The following is a 16,357-nucleotide window of genomic DNA, read 5'->3' as shown; positions in this document are numbered from 1 at the left end:
CGAACACCTTCTGCGGCCGGCGCCGGCGGGCCGCGCGACGCATCGGTGTCCGGACGGGGAATCTAGGAAGAAGGTCTAGGTTAAGTCCATGCAGCGAACGGGCCTCCCGCCTTCCCCCGGTGAGAGTCGGTGAGCCGGATGCAGGAACGTCCGGAGGACCTCGTCGCTGCCCGTGACCAGATGGAACGTCTGGTTGAGGTCATCGTCGCGATCGGTTCCGATCTCGACCTGGACGTGACCCTGCGCCGGATCGTCGGCGGGGCCATGGAGTTGAGCGGTGCCCGCTACGGCGCGCTCGGAATCAGGGCCGCCGACGGCAGCCTGGCAAGCTTCGTCTGCGAGGGGATGGACGAGGCCGCCGCCCGCCGACTCGGCGAACTGGCCGTCGGTGACGGTGTCCGCCTCGACGACCTCGGACGCGATCCGGGGCCGGGTTCGCAGGAGCCGTCGATGCGGGCTCTGCTCGGCATACCGATCACGGTGCGGGGAACCGATTTCGGCGTGCTCTACCTGGTCGACGACCAGCCGGGCCGGGTGTTCTCCGACGCGCAGGAAGGCGCGGTGCGCGCGCTGGCGACCGCGGCCGCGGCCGCCATCGACAACGCGCGGCTGTTCGAACGTGAACGCGAGTCCGCGAAGTGGACGAGGGCCAGCCGCGAGATCACCACCGCGCTGCTGTCCGGCGACCCGCAGACCGGACCGTTGCAGCTCATCGTGAATCTGGCGCTCGAGCTCGCCGATGCCGAGCAGGCGATCCTGCTGGTCCCGGTCGAGTCAGACCTGCCGGCCGGTGAAGTGGAGACCCTCGTCGTGGCGGCCACCGCCGGACGGTACGCCTCGGAGGTGATCGGTCGCCAGGTTCCCATGGACGGCTCCACCACGGGCGGCGTCGCGCGTCGTGGTCTTCCGCTGATCACCGACTCGTTCCAGTACCCGATCGAGGGATTCACCGATGTGGGCGACCGCTCGGCGATCGTGATGCCGTTGATCGCGGACGAGGCCGTGCTCGGCGTCATCGCCGTCGCGCGTCGTCCCCACCAGCCGGCGTTCGACAACGCGTACCTCGAGCTCGTCAGCGACTTCGCCCGCCACGCGGCGATCGCGCTGGCATTGGCCGCCGGCCGCGAGCATGCACTCAATCAGGAACTCGCGCAAGCGGATTCGGTCGACTCCGCCCTGATCGCAGCGACCGAGGAATTACGCAGGCTGTGGCGGGCACGTCGCGTCCTGGCCGTCACGTTCCCGGGCCACGCCGTCTCACCGGACACCGCGCCGAAAGTGGTGTCGGTCGGGGAGCCCGTGCAGTGGGCGGACCTACCGCTGCCCACCCGCGAGGCGTTGCACACCGTTCGCGACGCAGACCTGCTCACGCCCTACACGTCGCAGCCCGGCACCGCCGGGATCGCGATCCAGCATCCCGAAGGAGTGCTGGTCGTCTGGATCGAACTGGCCGACGAGCGGTCGTTCACCCTCGAAGACCAGACCCTGCTGACGGTGCTGGCGGGCCGTCTCAGCCAGGGTCTGCAACGCGTGCACCGGGTGGATCAACAGCGTGAGACCGCCCTGGCGCTGCAGCACGCGATCCTCGGGCCCGCTGATCTTCCGCACGGCTTCGCGGTGCGCTATCAGGCGGCCAGCCGGCCGCTGCAGGTCGGCGGTGACTGGTACGACGTCGTCGATCTGGACGACGGACGCATCGCGATGATCGTCGGCGACTGCGTGGGGCACGGACTGCCCGCGGCGACGGTGATGGGCCAGGTGCGCAGTGCCTGCCGGGCCCTGCTGTTCGACAATCCCAGTCCCGCGGCCGCGTTGGCGGGCATGGACCGCTTCGCCGCGCGCCTTCCCGGTGCTCAATGCGCCACGGCGGTGTGCGCGGTGCTCGATCCCGCGACCGGTGAACTCGTGTATTCCAGCGCCGGGCACCCGCCCCCGATCCTGGTCCACGCAGACGGCACCGTGCAGCTCCTCGGTGACGCACACACCATCGCACTCGGGCTGAGGGTCGGCTGGCACCGCCCCGAAGCCCGTATCACGGTGCCGGCGGGAGCGACGCTGCTCCTCTACACCGACGGTCTGGTCGAGCGGCGGCGTGTGCTGCTCGAAGAGGGCATCTCCCGCGCCGCGGAGCTCCTCGCGGAGCGCCGCGCGTCCTCCCTGGAGGAGCTGGCGGACCACATCATGTCGCGGATGGCGCCGGATGCCGGCTATCAGGACGACGTCGCGCTGCTGCTTTACCGGCATCCCGCCCCGTTGGAGCTGAGCTTTCCCGCCGACGTCAGCCACCTGGCCCCGACCCGCAGTGCGCTGCGCAAATGGTTGACCAGCGCCCGGCTCGACCCCGGACGGGTGATGGACGTGTTGGTCGCTGCCGGTGAGGCCGTCGCCAACGCGATCGAGCACGGCCACCGCCACAGTCCCGGCGGCACGATCCGGTTGAACGCCACGGCGATGGTGGACCGGGTGCAGTTGACGATCGTCGACTCGGGCTCATGGAAACTGCCGCAGCCCGCCCGGGACGTCCATCGTGGCCGGGGAATCGGCCTGATGCGGAGTCTGATGAACGACGTGGCGATCCACCATGATTCGTCTGGAACCACCGTTCGGCTTTATGCGAGGATCTGACCGATGCCCACCGAGCTCACCATCGATATCAGCCGGCGGCCCGACGGCGCCGTCGCCGTGGTCGCCGCCGGTGAGATCGACCTCAGCAACGTCGAGGAGCTGAAACGGGCGCTGGCGGCCGCGACGGCCGAGGCCGCCGGTGGTCAGGCACGGCTCGTCGCCGACCTCGGCGCCGTCGAATACGTCGACAGCGCCGCGATCAACGTACTGTCCGCCCACGCCGAGCAGATCGACACCGTCATCGTCCACCCTCTGCTGAACACGGTGTGCACCGTCAGCGGCCTGAGTGAACTGGTGACGGTCGAAGTGGCGCCGACCGACGCGAATCAGTCGAGCTGATCGAACAGTCGGTCAAGCGCCTGCTGCTCGAGTTCCACCCATCGGTTCACGTGTCGCCGAACATCTTTCACGTCGTCCGGGGTCAGGTGCTTCGCCCCGTCCGGGGTGATGCGGCAGATGTCCATCGGGCCGCCGACGCTGGGGGAGGACGCGTCGAGCGCTTCGAGTACCCGCAGCGCGGCGACCACCCCGTAGTCCACATCGCGCCCTGACACCTGGAAATGCGTCAGCAGCGCGTGGGCCTGCTGGGCCATCGCGGCGCCGCTGCCGATGGCCTGGAATCCCGTCTCCTCGTGGTGCCCGATCAACCCGTTCGGGTCCACGTCGATGATGAACGGCCGTTCCCCGACATAGCCGGCGGCCAGCACGTACGTCGCCGGAGTACCACCGGCGCCCTGTCCGGGCACGTCCGCGATGAAACTCGCGTAGTGGTGCTTGAGGATCGGCAACACGCTGGCCTGCAGGGCGTGCCCGACGTTCTCGGCCTCCAGCACCGAGTCGGGCCGTTCGGTGAACACCTGCTCGATGTCGTAGAGCACCGCGCGGGAACCGCTGCCACCCCAGGCCGCATGCGTGCCGAGCGGGTGCAGCTTCTGCGCCGGATAGGTCAGTCCGCGCCCGGGATCGGTGATCTGAGAGTCCGAGGCCAGCACCACCCCGTTTGCGCATCGCAGCGCCAGAACGACAGTCACGACCCGATCGTGCCACGCCCCGCGGGGCACCCCCGCCGGGATGGGGCACCGGGTTCCGTCACCTAGGGTGGGGACACATGGATGTCTCCCTTTTGGCTTTCGAATGGACGGACACCAGTAGGCATTGGCTCATCGAGGTTCCGATCAGGATCGTCGCCTACCTCGTCGTCGCCCTTGTCATCCGGTTCATCGTGCACCGCATGATCGACCGTGCGACCACTGCGCGAACACGCAAAGATCGCACCGCAGGCGACACCGAGCGGGCCAAGACGCCGCCACTGGTGCGGTATCTGCGTGACCGCGTGCCCTCCTCGGCAAGCAACGAGCAGGTCATCGCGCGGCGTCAGCAGCGCGCCCAGACGATCGGTTCGGTGCTGAAGTCGACGGTGTCGATCGTGCTGCTGGTGTGGGCCGTGCTGGCCATCCTCAACGTGCTGGGCGTGAACATCGCGCCGTTCATCGCCTCGGCCGGTGTGGTCGGCCTCGCGATCGGCTTCGGCGCGCAGAACCTGGTGCGGGATTTCGTGACCGGCGTGTTCATGCTGCTGGAGGACCAGTACGGTGTCGGCGACACCGTCGACCTGGGCGAAGCGGTCGGTGAGGTGGAGAGCGTCGGGCTGCGCATCACGACCGTCCGCGACATCGACGGCACGCTCTGGTACGTCCGCAACGGTGAGATCGCCCGGGTCGGCAACATGAGCCAGGAGTACGCCGTCGCCCGGATCGAAGTGCCGGTCTCGCTGTCGGCCGACGTCGACCGCGCCGAGCAGGTGGCCGTCGAGGCCGCCCACGAAGCCGTCGCGGACCCGCAGTTGGCCGGCAAGGTGCTCGGTGAGCCGGAGATGCTGGGCGTGCAGGAATTGTCGCCGGACCTGATCAGGCTCCGGATGACCGTGAAGGTCCGGCCCAATGCTCAATGGGCTGTGCAGCGAAAGCTCCGGCGGGCGATCCTGCGGGCCTACGACGAACACGGGATCGACCTGCCCTACCCGAGCGGCCGCGTGCAGGCCGTCGTCGGCGAATAGCCGGGCGTACCGTCGGGGCCTTGTCGGGAAGGCGCATCAGGCAGACAGTAGCTCTATGACCACCACCGACCAGACGGCGTCACGCACCGTTTTCGGGCACCCGATCGGGCTGACGAATCTGTTCGGCGTCGAGTTGTGGGAACGCTTCTCCTTCTACGGGATGCTGACCATCCTCGGCTACTACCTGTACTACTCGGCGACCGACGGCGGGCTGGGGCTGCCGCAGAGCACCGCGACCGGCATCGTCGGCGCTTACGGCGGCCTGGTCTATCTGTCCACCGTGCTCGGCGGATGGATCGCCGACCGCCTCCTCGGGATGGAGCGCACGGTCTTCTACGGCGGTGTCGTCGTGATGTTCGGCCACATCGCGCTGGCGGTCCTGCCCGGGTTGGCCGGGGTGGGCGTGGGCCTGGTGCTGGTGGCACTGGGGTCGGGGGCGCTGAAAGCCAACGCCTCCTCCCTGCTGGGCACGCTGTACGCCAAGGGCGACGCCCGCGCCGACGGCGGGTTCACGCTGTTCTACCTCGGCATCAACCTCGGCGCGTTCGTCGGTCCGTTGATCACCGGCCTGCTCCAGACCCGGATCGGTTTCCACTACGGGTTCGGGGCCGCAGCGGTCGGCATGGCGCTCGGTCTGGTGCAGTACGTGGTGTTCCGCCGCAACCTGGGTGAGCACGGGCGCGAGGTACCCAATCCGCTGCCGCGCAGCGCCGTCGGCAGAACCGCCGGCGCGTTCGTCCTCGTACTGGCGGTTGTCGCGGTGGCGGTGGCTTCGAAACTGGTGACGCTGGCGAACCTGTCCCAGGTCACCACCGGGGTCATCGTCGTCGCGTCGATCGCGTACTTCGTGATCATGTTGCGCAGCGGCAGGGTCAGCGCGCCGGAACGGGTGCGGGTCCGCGCCTTCATCCCGTTGTTCGTCGCCAACGCTGTCTTCTGGTCGCTGTTCCAGCAGATCTTCACCGTGCTGGCGGTGTACTCGGACGAACGGATGAACTGGTCGGTCTTCGGCTGGATCGCGCCGTCGAACTGGATCGGGTCGATCGAACCGATCTGGATCATCGCGCTGTCACCGCTGTTCGCGGCGATGTGGACCCGGCTCGGGAACCGGGCTCCCACGACCCCGCGCAAGTTCGCCTACGGCGTCATCGGCATGGGCCTGGCGTTCCTGTGCTTCGTGCCGCTCGCCGGTTTCAGCGCGGTGCCTGCCCTGCTGGTGATGGTGGTGCTGGGCGTCTTCGCGGTGTCCGAGCTGCTGCTGTCACCGATCGGGCTGTCGGTCACCACCAAGCTCGCGCCCGAGGCGTTCCGGGCGCAGATGATGGCGCTGTACTTCTTCTCCGTCGGTATCGGCACGTCGATGTCCGGGGTGCTGGCCGGCTACTACGACCCGTCCCGCGAGGTCGCTTATTTCGGCGTCCTCGGCGGGGTCGCGGTCGCGGTCGGTGTGATCGTGTTCGCGGTGTCGCCGTGGATCAGCCGACACATGGAAGGCGTGCACTGACCGTCAGTCGGTCAGCGCCACCGTCGCGACGGAGACCAGCTCGCCGTGGTCGTCGGGTTGCTCGAAAACGACTCGCGCCCTTCGCCGGTGGCCTTCGAAGCTGGCGATGGTGTTCCCGAACAAGGGGCCGCTGAGGTTGCGCCACGACATCGGCAGACCGGGAGAGCCCGAACGCCGGGCCCAGCGCCGGGTCAGGCGTGCCGCACGCGGCGACCACGCGAGTTTGAGCGCCGGTTTGAGCGGTGCCGGGACGTAGTTGTGCACCGGTGAACACACCAGTTGGTGTACCCGTGTGGTGGTGACATCGGGGAAGTCGGCGCGCGCGGCGTAGCTGTGGTGGACGTCGCCCGAGAGCACCGACACCGTCGCGGGTCCCTCCGACGGCTGCGAAGCCGCTGTGTGCAGGAGTTCCGAAAGTCGCAGGAATGACTGCAAGAACGCCGGCCAGTGCTCCAGATCGGCTGTCTGCCTGACCTTTTCGGCCACAGCGCCACGCATGCCGCCGCGGTTGGCGGCGAACTCGTTGATGGTCTGCAGATCGCCGAGTGCCGGCGGCAGCAGCCAGGGCAGCGAGGTTCCGACGAGCAGATGGTCGAGCGCGTCCAGCCCGTCCTCGACCTGTTCCTCCAGCCAGCGGAACTCTCTGTCGCCCAGCATCTTCCGGTCACCGCTGTCCAGGATGCGGGCGTTGCGCGAATCCACCATGATCAGACGGCTACGGCCCAGATCCCAGCGGAAACTGAACCGCAGACCCTTGTCGCCGTCGACCTCGCTGTCGGCCCGGTCTGCCAGTTCCACCAGGTGGTGCCAGCAGTCGCCGTCGGCGGCCGTCACCTTCCGGTAGTCCTCGTCGGCGGCGAGTTCGTCGGGGCTCAGATTGCCGATGTGCTGATACACCCAGTAGGAGCCGATACCGGCACGGATGCGGTCCCGCCACCACGGTTTCTGGTTGACCTCGCGCCGCCATGCCCCCGAAGTGTTCCAGTCGTCCCGGATGTCGTGGTCGTCGAAGATCATCGCGGTCGGCAGGGTGGACAGGATCCAGCGGATCTCCGGGTCGCCCCAGGTGTGCCGGTACAGACCTTCGTACTCGGCGAAGGTGACGACCTCGTCGGGCGGGCGCCGGCCGGTCCGGCGCCGGCCGGCCAGACGGCGGCGGGCTTCGGGAGTCAGTTCGTCGGCGTAGACCTGGTCACCGAGGAGCAGCAGCGCGTCGGGCCACTCGTCGGCATCCAGCGCCGTCAACCGGGCGGCATAGCAGTCCAGCGCGTCCAGTCCGAGCTTCTCGTCCAGCTCGGCGTCACCGGTCCTGGGATAACGGCAGGACCCGAACACCACCCGGAGCCGGTCGGCGCTGTCGGGTCCCCGGGTCCGGATGATGCTGGGCGGAAACTCAGAATCCGGCTCCGGCCACACCTTCACACCGTTGACGTGCACCTCGTATTCGAACGTCGAATCGGGAGCCAGACCGCGTACGGGCACCAGCGCGTAGTGGAAGCCCTCGACCTCGAAGGTCCGCGCCGAGCAACCGAGAACCTCCACCTCGGCCGGCGCGTCGGTCTGAACCCACACCTGGGCGGTCGTATCGCCGACATGCCGCAGCACCGGGCCGAGAACAAGAGTCACCGAACCAGCTTAGGCCGCGCGACAGGCGGCACCGGCTGATCAGCCGCGGCCGAACTTCTCCTTCACCAGGTCGGCCAGCACCTGTCGTGCCGGTGCCGGGCTGAACGCCCGGGCGGCCGCGGTGAGCTCGTCGCGGGCCTCGGAGGTGAGCTCGATGTCGGCGGCGGCGACATTGAATTCGAGCTGTTCGACGCTCGACGCTCCCGGGATCGCCACGACGCCGGGCAGCGCGATCAGCCACGCCAGCGCCACCTGGGCAGGTTCGGCGCCTACCTGGGCGGCAACCGTGCGCAGCGTGTGCAACAGCGGCTCCACCCGACGCAGGTTCTCGGTCGAGAACAGCGGATTGACGGCCCGGACACCGCCGGGCCGGTTGTCCACGCCGTACCTGCCCCCCAACAGGCCCTGCGCGAGCGGGCTGTAGGCGATCACGATGCGGTTGTGTCGTTCGGCGAACGGCAGCAGGTCGTCCAGGGCGTCCGGATGCGCGAGTGAGAAATGCACCTGATTGCTGATCACCGGCCGGCCCAGTGCGGCGTCGGCCTTGCGCCAGCGTGCCAGGGAGTAGTTGGACACCCCGGCGGCACCGATCACACCGTCGTCGAGGAGCCGGCGTAGCCCCGGCATGATCACAGAATCCGGGACCACCGGGTTGGGCTGGTGCACCTGGTAGAGCGGAATGCGGTCGAGCTGGAGCCGCTGCGCGCTGGCGCGGGCGCGTTGCCTGACCACCGCGGGGAACGGGGCCACCGGAAACACCTTGCTGGCCACGGCGACCCGCGTGCGCTCGGCGCCGAGCGCTTCACCGAGGATCCGCTCGCTCTTGCCGAAACCGTAGATCTCCGCGGTGTCGAACAAGGTCACCCCGAGCTCCAGCGCCCTCGTGACGATCTCCCGCGCGGCGCCGGCAGCGTAGTCGTCGCCGTAGCCCCATTCGCGGGACCCGAACTGCCAGGTGCCCAGGCCGATCCTGCTGACCCGTCCCACTCCGTCGACGTCGAGGAATTTCATGTGCCAACGGTACGGCCGATCCGGGGCGCGTCACCAGGCCAAACGTCCGAGAGTTTGCTGACGCAATGGTAGGTTCGGCAGGCTACGTCAACGCTGGGGGGTCAACGTGGACCGGTGCCCGACATCACCGCACGGATCGTTGCGCGGTCTGTACTCCGGTGTGGTGCTCGTCGGTCTCGGGTTGGGCATGGTGGCCGGCCAGGGCACCGCCGCAGCCGGCCCCGCGCCCGAATCCGGCACGTCGCAGTCGCCGGACACCGCCGGCACTGACAAGGACACCGAGGTCTCGACGACGGAGCGGGTCGACCCGGCCGACGACGAGGTGGACGACGCCGGCGACGATGCGACGGATCCCGACGACGTCGAGGCCGAAGTCGACCCGGAAGCCGACGACGACCAGCCGTCCCGCCGGTCGCGCGCTCGCGCGCAGCAGCACACGACGGAGGAGACCGACGAAACCGAGAACGCCGACGAGCCCGGCGACGTCGACGCGGCGGGCGCTCCGGTGGAGGCGCCGACAGACGCGGCGCCGGACACCGAGACGACCACCGCGCCCGCGCCCGCTTCGGCGCTGCGCACCGCGGTGAGCTCACGGCCCGTCACGGTCGAGAGCATGGTCACCGACGTCCTCACCTGGGTCGGGCTGCGTCCGCTCGCCGACGATGGCCCCGCCCCGGCCACGCCGGTGTCGGCGCTGGTGCAATCGCTGTGGCTGGCGGTGCGGCAGTCCCAGTACACCTGGAACAACCAGCGTCCCACCGCCGAGGTCACCACGTCAGGTCCCGGACCCGACGGCGAAGTGACCGGCAACCTGAACGCCACCGACTACGACGATGTGGCGCTCACCTACACCGTCACCGCCCGACCGGCCCACGGACGGGTCGTGCTCGACACCTCCGGCGGCTTCACCTACATCCCGGGCGCCGCGGCGGGCGGCCGCGCCGACAGCTTCACCGTCAGCATCGACGACACCACCGGCAACCCGTTCCACGTGCACGGGCTGCTCGGGCTGCTGGGGCTCACCCGACCGGCCGAGGTGACCGTGGTCATCGACGCGAGTTCCCTTGGTCTGCAGGGTATTCCGTCCGGATTCGAGGTCGGCGAGCTGCTGGCCCGCGACGGCGTGGCCGTCACGCCGGGGCGCGACGGCGGGGTCGGTGTCATCGACGGCCGATTCACCGACCAGCTGGTGGTCAACGCCGCGGATGCCGCTGTGGTGCTGAACTCGCTGGCGCCGGCACTGGGCGCGTGGACGGGCTTCGCCGACCCGTCAGCCATCACCGCCTCCACCGTGGGCCGCGGGGAGTCCGCCGAAATCTTCTACCGCTTCACCGAAAAAGTCGGTCCGGTCAAAGTTCTCGGCAGCGAGGTGATCCTCGTGACCAACGCCGCGGGCGAGGTCACCGGCGTGTTCAACTACTACCGCGGGCTGGGGGAGAGCTTCGACGTCACGCCCGACGCGTCCGTCGACGAGGACGCCGAGGTGCGCCTGATCGCGAGCTCGGCCTACCTGGGGTCCGGCGCCGACGCCCGTATTCTCCGAAAGTTCCTCACCGCAAGCGCTTTCGCCGAAGAGCTGGTGGTGTTCACCGATGACGACGGCAACTCCAGCCTGGCGTGGCGGGTGGCCGTCGTGGCGCGTGACACCGGTGAGCTGGCACCGTCGGGTGCGACCTACCTGATCCACGCCGACGGCACGTCGGCCGGTTCGGTCATCGTCTCGTCCTCGAACGCGCATGCGGCGACCTCGATCAGCCTCGCCAAGGACTGGCTCGGCGAGTCGCGACTCTTCACCGTCGACACCCGCAAGGTGTGGTGGTTCCGGACCTACCAGCTGATCGACGCGCCCAGGAACATCACCACCTACAAGACGACCTACACGCTGTTCGGGTTGGGCAACCCCAGGTTGCCGGGGTCGGTGGTCAAGCGCGGGCTGTTCGGTTGGGATGCCGCCGCGGTGTCGGCGCACGCCAACATGGCGCTGGTGTACGACTACTTCGAAGAAGTGCTGGGCCGGACGTCCTTCGACGGCGAGGGCGCACGGATCTCGGTCAGCATCCGCTACAACCCGCGGATGTCGACCGCCGGATACGCCAACGCGTTCTGGGATCCGAACCGGCAGCTGTTCGCGTTCGGCGACAGCGGCTACCTGCAGGCCGGGCTGGACGTCGTCGCCCACGAGTTCGCCCATGCGGTGACGTCCCATGTGGTCGGCGACGGCGGCCCCGTCCTCGACTTCGATGAACCCGGGGCCCTCAACGAGGCCTACAGCGACATCTTCGGTGTCCTGATCGAGGGCAAGACCGGTGCGGGCCGCTGGCTCGTCGGCGAGGACTCCGAACTGGGCGCCGTGCGCGACCTGGCCGACCCGGCGTCGATCGTCACGGGCTTCGGGCCCTACCGGGACCGCTACAGCCAGCGGTACACCGGCGAGGGCGACGACCGCGGTGAGCACGTCAACAGCACGATCTTCAGCCACGCGGCGTACCTGATGATGACCGACCCCGCCACCGATGCGGTCAGCGACGAAACGTGGGCGACGGTGTTCTACCACTCGCTCGGGCGGCTGAGCAGCACCGCCCGGTTCGTCGACGGCCGGGCCGCGGTGCTCAGCACCGCCCGCGGGCAGGGGCTGACACCGGCACAGCTGACGGCGATCGCCCGCGCGTTCGACACCGTCGAGATCTACGGCGCCGCACCGTCGGTGGCCATCGCCGTGTGACGGTGCCGCCGGCTCCGGAATCCGACGGCTCGCTGCGCCGAGTGCTGAGCTTGTCGGCGCCGATCGGGCTCGCGTTCATCCCGCTCGGCATGGCGCTGGGCTTCCTGGTGGTGCACGCCGGACTGGCGTGGTGGTGGGCCCCGGTGTTCGCGGCGGTGATCTATGCGGGCTCACTGGAGTTCCTGATGGTTCACCTCGCCGCGTCGGCGGCGCCGATCGTGACGGTCGCGCTGACGACGTTCGTGGTGAACTCGCGGCACGTGTTCTATGCGCTGTCGTTCCCACTGCACCGGGTCCGTGGCGCCGCGGGCAAGCTCTACAGCACCTACACGCTGTCCGACGAGGCGTACGCCGTCGGTGTCAGCCCGGAGGCACGGTCGTGGTCCACTCGGCCGATCCTGGTGATGCAGTTGTGTTTTCATCTGCTGTGGGTGACCGGTGCGACCATCGGGGGACTGGTCGGGGAAGCGTTGCCCATCGAGCGGCTCGAAGGGCTCGACTTCGCGCTCACCGCGTTGTTCATCGTGCTGGGCATCGACGCGTACCGTCAGCGGCCCGACCGGATCACCGCGGGCGTCGCGGCGGTGTGCGCCGTCGCGGCCTGGCTGGTGGCGCCGGGGCAGATGCTGGTGGTCGCCTTCGCCGCGTTCGCGGGCGTGCTGCTGGTCCGGATGCTGTTCCAGCGCAGGGCCGATCGTGGCTGACAACGCGTACATCGCAGTGCTGGTCGCGGTCAGCGCGGCGGTGACCTGGGCGTTGCGAGCGCTGCCGTTCGCGGTGCTGGCGCCGATGCGGCACAGCCGGGTCGTGAAGTACCTCAGCGTGCACATGCCGGTCGGGGTGATGCTGATCCTGGCCGTCTACACCGTGCGGACGGTCGCCGGCGACACCCCGGCGTAGCTGGGCTTTCTTGCGGTCGCCGTCGCGGTCACCGCCGGACTGCACCTCTGGCGCGGCCACGCGCTGCTGAGCATTCTCGTCGGCACCACGTGCTACGTGACGCTGATGTCGGTGTGGGGATGAGGTCAGTCCGTCGCCTGTAGATACGCGACCAGCGCGTTGGTCAGTCCGCGACGGGCGACGTCGAGGTCGGCGTAGGAACCCAGTTGGCGCTCCGAGACCAGGCCGCGCATCGCGCCGGGGATCAGGGTGGCGACCTCACGCACACGCTCGGGGTCGACGCCGAGGCCGGCGAACGCGTCGCGGCAGGTCTCCAGCCACGCCTGCCCCCAGGAGTGCAGCTCGGCGGCGGTCTGTGGATACAGCCGTTCCAGTTCGGCGGGATCGCGGGGCAGTGCGGCGCGCAGGTTCTCGATCGCGCGTGAATCCGGTGCCGCCAGACCGTCGTACAGCGTGTCGATGATGCCGGCGACACGGTCGCGCAACGGTGCGTCCCGGTCGACCGCGGCGAACACGTCGGCCCGCCGCTCGGCGGTGCGGTGCAGGACCGCCGCCCAGAAGCCGTCGGCATCGCCGAACTGGTACTGCACCGCGCCCCAGGTGGCGCCGATGTCCTTGGCGATCCTGTTTGCCGACACCGATCCGGGCTCGCCCGAGGCCAGCGACTTCAGCGCAGCCTCGAGCATGTTGGCCCGGGTGGCCTGACCACGCCGGTTGGGTCGCCGCGCGGAGGCGGCAAGCTCGGTCATGCTGGGCAGCCTATCGAAAGTTTCGTAGAACCCACTATGTTTCTTCGGTCCGCTGTTCTATCCTCACCGCATGGCCAAACCGCCGCTGTCGATGAAGCCGACTGGCTGGTTCCAGGTCGCCTGGTCCGACGAGATCGGGGTCGGCGATGTCCACACCATGAAGTACTTCGACCAGGAGATGGTGGCCTGGCGTTCGGAGTCCGGCCAGATCACCGTGATGAACGCCTACTGCGAACATCTCGGAGCACACCTGGGCTTCGGCGGCAGCGTGCACGGCGAGGTGTTGCAGTGCCCGTTCCACGGATGGCAGTGGAATCAGCAGGGCCGCAACGTCTGCATCCCGTACGAGGACCGGCCCAACCGGGGCCGTCGCATCAAGACCTATCCGGTGGTCGAACGCAACGAGTCGATCTACATCTGGCACGACCTGGAGAACCGGGCCCCGTTCTTCGACGCCCCGGACGTCTTCGCCGGTTTCCGGGACGGTTCGGGTCGCGACGACTACTACCCGCAACAGCGCCTGTTCGAGCGGGGACTGGAGATGCACCCGCAGTACGTGCTCGAAAACGGGGTGGACTTCGCACATTTCAAGTACGTGCACGGCACGCCCATCACTCCGGTCTTCACCCGCCACGACTTCGACGAGCCGATCTCCTACGTCGATTTCACCATCACGTTCGAAGGTGACGACGGCCAGCGCATCGAGGACGTCAACAGCGGCGTCGAGGCCATCAACGGCGGGCTCGGCATCGCGGTGACGAAGAGCTGGGGAATGATCGACAACCGCACCATCTCGGCCATCACGCCGGTCGACGAATCCACCTCCGATGTCAGGTTCATGGTGTACATCGGCAAGCCGAAGGGCGAGGTGCGCGATCCCGAGCGGGCCCGGGTCAAGGCCGAGGAGTTCGGCGCCGAGGTGATCCGGCAGTTCCGCCAGGACATCCACATCTGGGCGCACCAGCGTTACTCGGATCCGCCCGCACTGGCGAGCTCCGAGATGGAAGGGTTCACCGCGATCCGCAGGTGGGCCATGAAGTTCTACCCCGACGGCAAAGGCGGAAGCGCCGCCGAGCTGGCCGCCCGATCCGCCCACTAGAGAGGCTTCCCCATGACGATCAAGGTTTTCCAGGTTGCCACCGGCAACGTCGGTGCGGAGATGATCAAACGCATCGCCGACCGTCCCGACCTCGAACTGATTGGCGTGCATTGCTATTCGCCCGAGAAGGTGGGTAAGGACGCCGGTGAACTCGCCGGGCTGGCGCCCAACGGCGTCATCGCCACCGGCACGGTCGAGGAGATCATCGCGGCCAAGCCCGACGTGGTGACCTTCCACGGCGTCTTCCCCGACGAGGACCTCTACGTCAAGGTGCTCGAGGCCGGCATCGACATCGTCACCACCGCGGACTGGATCACCGGCTGGCACCGCGACCGCAACCACCCGCACCCGTCCGGCAAGCCGGTCACCCAGCTGCTCCAGGAGGCCTGCGAGAAGGGCGGTTCGACGTTCTACGGCACCGGCATGAATCCAGGTCTGAACCAGATCCTGGGTGTGGTGTGCTCGGCCGACGTCGCCGAGATCGAGAACATCACCACGATCGAGTCGGTGGACGTGTCCTGCCATCATTCGAAGGACACCTGGATCGAGGTGGGATACGGCCGGCCCGTGGACGATCCGGAGATCCCAAGCAAGCTGGAGAAGTACACCCGGGTGTTCGCCGACAGTGTGTACCTGATGGCCGACTGTTTCGACCTGACGCTCGACGAGGTGACGTTCAGTTACGAGCTGGGTGCGTGCACCAAGGACGTCGACCTCGGCTGGTACCAGCTGCCCAAGGGATCACTGGGCGGCAACTACATCAAATATCAGGGCATGGTCGACGGTGTGCCACGCGTCGAGACGCACCTCGAGTGGCAGATGACGCCGCACACCGATCCGAGCTGGGACATCAAGGGCTGCTACATCACCCAGATCAAGGGCGACCCGAACATCTACAACAAGCACATGATCTTCCCGAAGCCCGGTGTCGACCTGTCCGACCCCGCCAACTTCGCGTCGATCGGGATGACGGTGACGGGGATGCCTGCACTGAGCGCGATCTCGTCGGTGGTGGCCGCACGGCCGGGCATCATCACCTCGGCGGACCTGCCGCTGCGCGGCTTCGCGGGCCGCTTCAAACTCTAGACGGTAGTCTCGCCACCCTCGTCGGACTCGTCGCCGTCGGACTCAGGATCGGTGTCGGTGGCCTCGCTCGGCTCCTCGGCATCGACCTCTTCGGCTTCTTCGTCGTCCTGCAGGGTCTGCTCCGGCTCGTCGGTGACTTCGTCGTCGATTCCCTCCTCGTCTTCTGTTGTGTCAGTATCGGTTTCATCGTCCGGATCATTGTTGTCGTCGCTCTGTTCGTCGGAGTCTGAATCCGGTGCAGGTCTGTCGGGGAACGGGACGACGAGGGGCCGGCCCGGTTGCGGCGGCAGTGGTTCGCGCCAGCCCTGCGGTCGGTCGTCGGAGCGCGGTCGGCCAGGACGACGTCGTAGGCGATGTCGCCGAGGTTCTTGAGCACCCCTTCGCCGCGGAGCATGTCGGTGCCGTTGAAGACCGCGCTGGCCACCAGGCTCTCACCGAAGTTTGAACCCGATGTACAACTGCTTGCCGAGTTAGCCGAGCTCGTTGGCGAACTCGTGGAAGTCGGTCCGCACCGCGTTGCGGAACGCCAGGAAGTCCTGGTCGATCTGATCGGCTGTCGAGACCGGTTCGTCCTCGGCGTTGCGGTGGCCTCACCTGCAGCGGCCGGGTGCCGCTCGACAGGTGTTGCCATGATGGCACCTGCGGCCACTGCGGCGACGGCTGCCGCAGCGTCGTGACGGACGGCAAAGCCCAATGATGAAAGCCCATTTTAGTCTCTGCTGTGCAAGCACGCTAACACCTGCACGCCTGGGGCTAGGGTGATTTGCTGGCAACTTGCGGACATCGCGCCAGGTGTGTTGGGCGGAGGTTGCTGGGCGACTCCTGTCAGACCCCTTTGGCATAATCGAACACATGTGGCGCTCCTAGTGTTTTAGTGGGCGCCTTCTCGCTGGTCAGCGGTGTTTTTGGTTGAGTCTCAAGTGTTCTCGGTGTGTCCGCAGGGCAAAGGGGGACGCGCACGCGGTCGGGTGCTCTAGGT

13 protein-coding genes and 1 pseudogene are annotated in these 16,357 nt (G+C 68.1%); 10 read left to right on the top strand and 4 right to left on the bottom strand.

Annotated features, from left to right (window positions below; all coding sequences use genetic code 11):
• The first annotated feature begins 138 nt into the window (after nt 1-138).
• A complete protein-coding gene (locus ASJ79_RS19955; protein WP_067958926.1) occupies nt 139-2,625 on the top strand; it encodes a SpoIIE family protein phosphatase in 2,487 nt (828 codons plus the stop codon).
• Nucleotides 2,626-2,628: 3 nt separating this feature from the next.
• Complete coding sequence (locus ASJ79_RS19950; RefSeq protein WP_067958922.1) at nt 2,629-2,964, top strand: STAS domain-containing protein; 336 nt, start codon at nt 2,629-2,631, stop codon at nt 2,962-2,964.
• Here the strand turns inward: ASJ79_RS19950 and ASJ79_RS19945 are convergent.
• A complete protein-coding gene (locus ASJ79_RS19945) occupies nt 2,952-3,656 on the bottom strand; it encodes a proteasome protein (protein WP_067958919.1) in 705 nt (234 codons plus the stop codon). The genes ASJ79_RS19950 and ASJ79_RS19945 overlap by 13 nt on opposite strands.
• A 77-nt stretch (nt 3,657-3,733) precedes the next feature.
• Between ASJ79_RS19945 and ASJ79_RS19940 the strand changes: the two genes are divergently transcribed.
• The gene (locus tag ASJ79_RS19940) at nt 3,734-4,681 is read left to right on the top strand and encodes a mechanosensitive ion channel family protein (protein ID WP_067958915.1); all 948 of its coding nucleotides are present in this window, start codon (nt 3,734-3,736) and stop codon (nt 4,679-4,681) included.
• Between the two features lie 55 nt (nt 4,682-4,736).
• Entirely contained in the window at nt 4,737-6,185 is a 1,449-nt protein-coding gene (locus ASJ79_RS19935; RefSeq protein WP_067958913.1) for a peptide MFS transporter, read from the top strand.
• A 3-nt stretch (nt 6,186-6,188) separates the two neighbouring features.
• On the opposite strand, the gene ASJ79_RS19930 is transcribed toward ASJ79_RS19935, so the two are convergent.
• Both ASJ79_RS19930 and ASJ79_RS19925 read right to left on the bottom strand, forming a co-directional pair.
• On the bottom strand, nt 6,189-7,811 hold the full coding sequence (locus ASJ79_RS19930; RefSeq protein WP_067958911.1) for an alkaline phosphatase D family protein: 1,623 nt from the start codon (nt 7,809-7,811) through the stop codon (nt 6,189-6,191).
• Nucleotides 7,812-7,850: 39 nt separating this feature from the next.
• A complete protein-coding gene (locus tag ASJ79_RS19925) occupies nt 7,851-8,822 on the bottom strand; it encodes an aldo/keto reductase (RefSeq protein WP_067958909.1) in 972 nt (323 codons plus the stop codon).
• A gap of 106 nt (nt 8,823-8,928) precedes the next feature.
• Here ASJ79_RS19925 and ASJ79_RS19920 point away from each other — a divergent pair, with 106 nt between their 5' ends.
• The 3 genes and pseudogenes from ASJ79_RS19920 (at nt 8,929) to ASJ79_RS19910 (ending at nt 12,567) form a co-directional block, all read left to right on the top strand.
• Nucleotides 8,929-11,544, top strand: a complete 2,616-nt coding sequence (locus ASJ79_RS19920) for a M4 family metallopeptidase (RefSeq protein ID WP_067958906.1) — start codon at nt 8,929-8,931, stop codon at nt 11,542-11,544.
• Between the two features lie 2 nt (nt 11,545-11,546).
• Entirely contained in the window at nt 11,547-12,248 is a 702-nt protein-coding gene (locus ASJ79_RS19915; protein WP_067958965.1) for an AzlC family ABC transporter permease, read from the top strand.
• Nucleotides 12,241-12,567 (top strand): annotated as a pseudogene (locus ASJ79_RS19910) (branched-chain amino acid transporter permease). Before ASJ79_RS19915 ends, ASJ79_RS19910 begins: the two are co-directional and overlap by 8 nt.
• A 2-nt stretch (nt 12,568-12,569) precedes the next feature.
• Here ASJ79_RS19910 and ASJ79_RS19905 read toward each other — a convergent pair.
• Nucleotides 12,570-13,193 (bottom strand): TetR/AcrR family transcriptional regulator, encoded by a 624-nt coding sequence (locus ASJ79_RS19905; protein ID WP_067958903.1) that lies wholly within the window; start codon nt 13,191-13,193, stop codon nt 12,570-12,572.
• 70 nt (nt 13,194-13,263) lie between these two features.
• Between ASJ79_RS19905 and ASJ79_RS19900 the strand changes: the two genes are divergently transcribed.
• The 3 genes from ASJ79_RS19900 (at nt 13,264) to ASJ79_RS19890 (ending at nt 16,055) form a co-directional block, all read left to right on the top strand.
• Nucleotides 13,264-14,292, top strand: a complete 1,029-nt coding sequence (locus tag ASJ79_RS19900; protein ID WP_067958900.1) for a Rieske 2Fe-2S domain-containing protein — start codon at nt 13,264-13,266, stop codon at nt 14,290-14,292.
• A 12-nt stretch (nt 14,293-14,304) separates the two neighbouring features.
• On the top strand, nt 14,305-15,378 hold the full coding sequence (locus ASJ79_RS19895; protein ID WP_067958893.1) for a dihydrodipicolinate reductase: 1,074 nt from the start codon (nt 14,305-14,307) through the stop codon (nt 15,376-15,378).
• Nucleotides 15,379-15,776: 398 nt separating this feature from the next.
• Nucleotides 15,777-16,055 carry a hypothetical protein gene (locus ASJ79_RS19890; protein ID WP_156448535.1) on the top strand — a complete coding sequence of 93 codons (279 nt, stop codon included), beginning with the start codon at nt 15,777-15,779 and terminating at the stop codon, nt 16,053-16,055.
• Nucleotides 16,056-16,357 lie beyond the last annotated feature (302 nt).

The organism is Mycobacterium sp. NAZ190054 (assembly GCF_001545925.1).
In the GTDB taxonomy this organism is placed as follows: domain Bacteria; phylum Actinomycetota; class Actinomycetes; order Mycobacteriales; family Mycobacteriaceae; genus Mycobacterium.
Note: the sequence above shows the minus strand (reverse complement) of the source record. Positions and strands in the feature narration are given on the sequence as shown.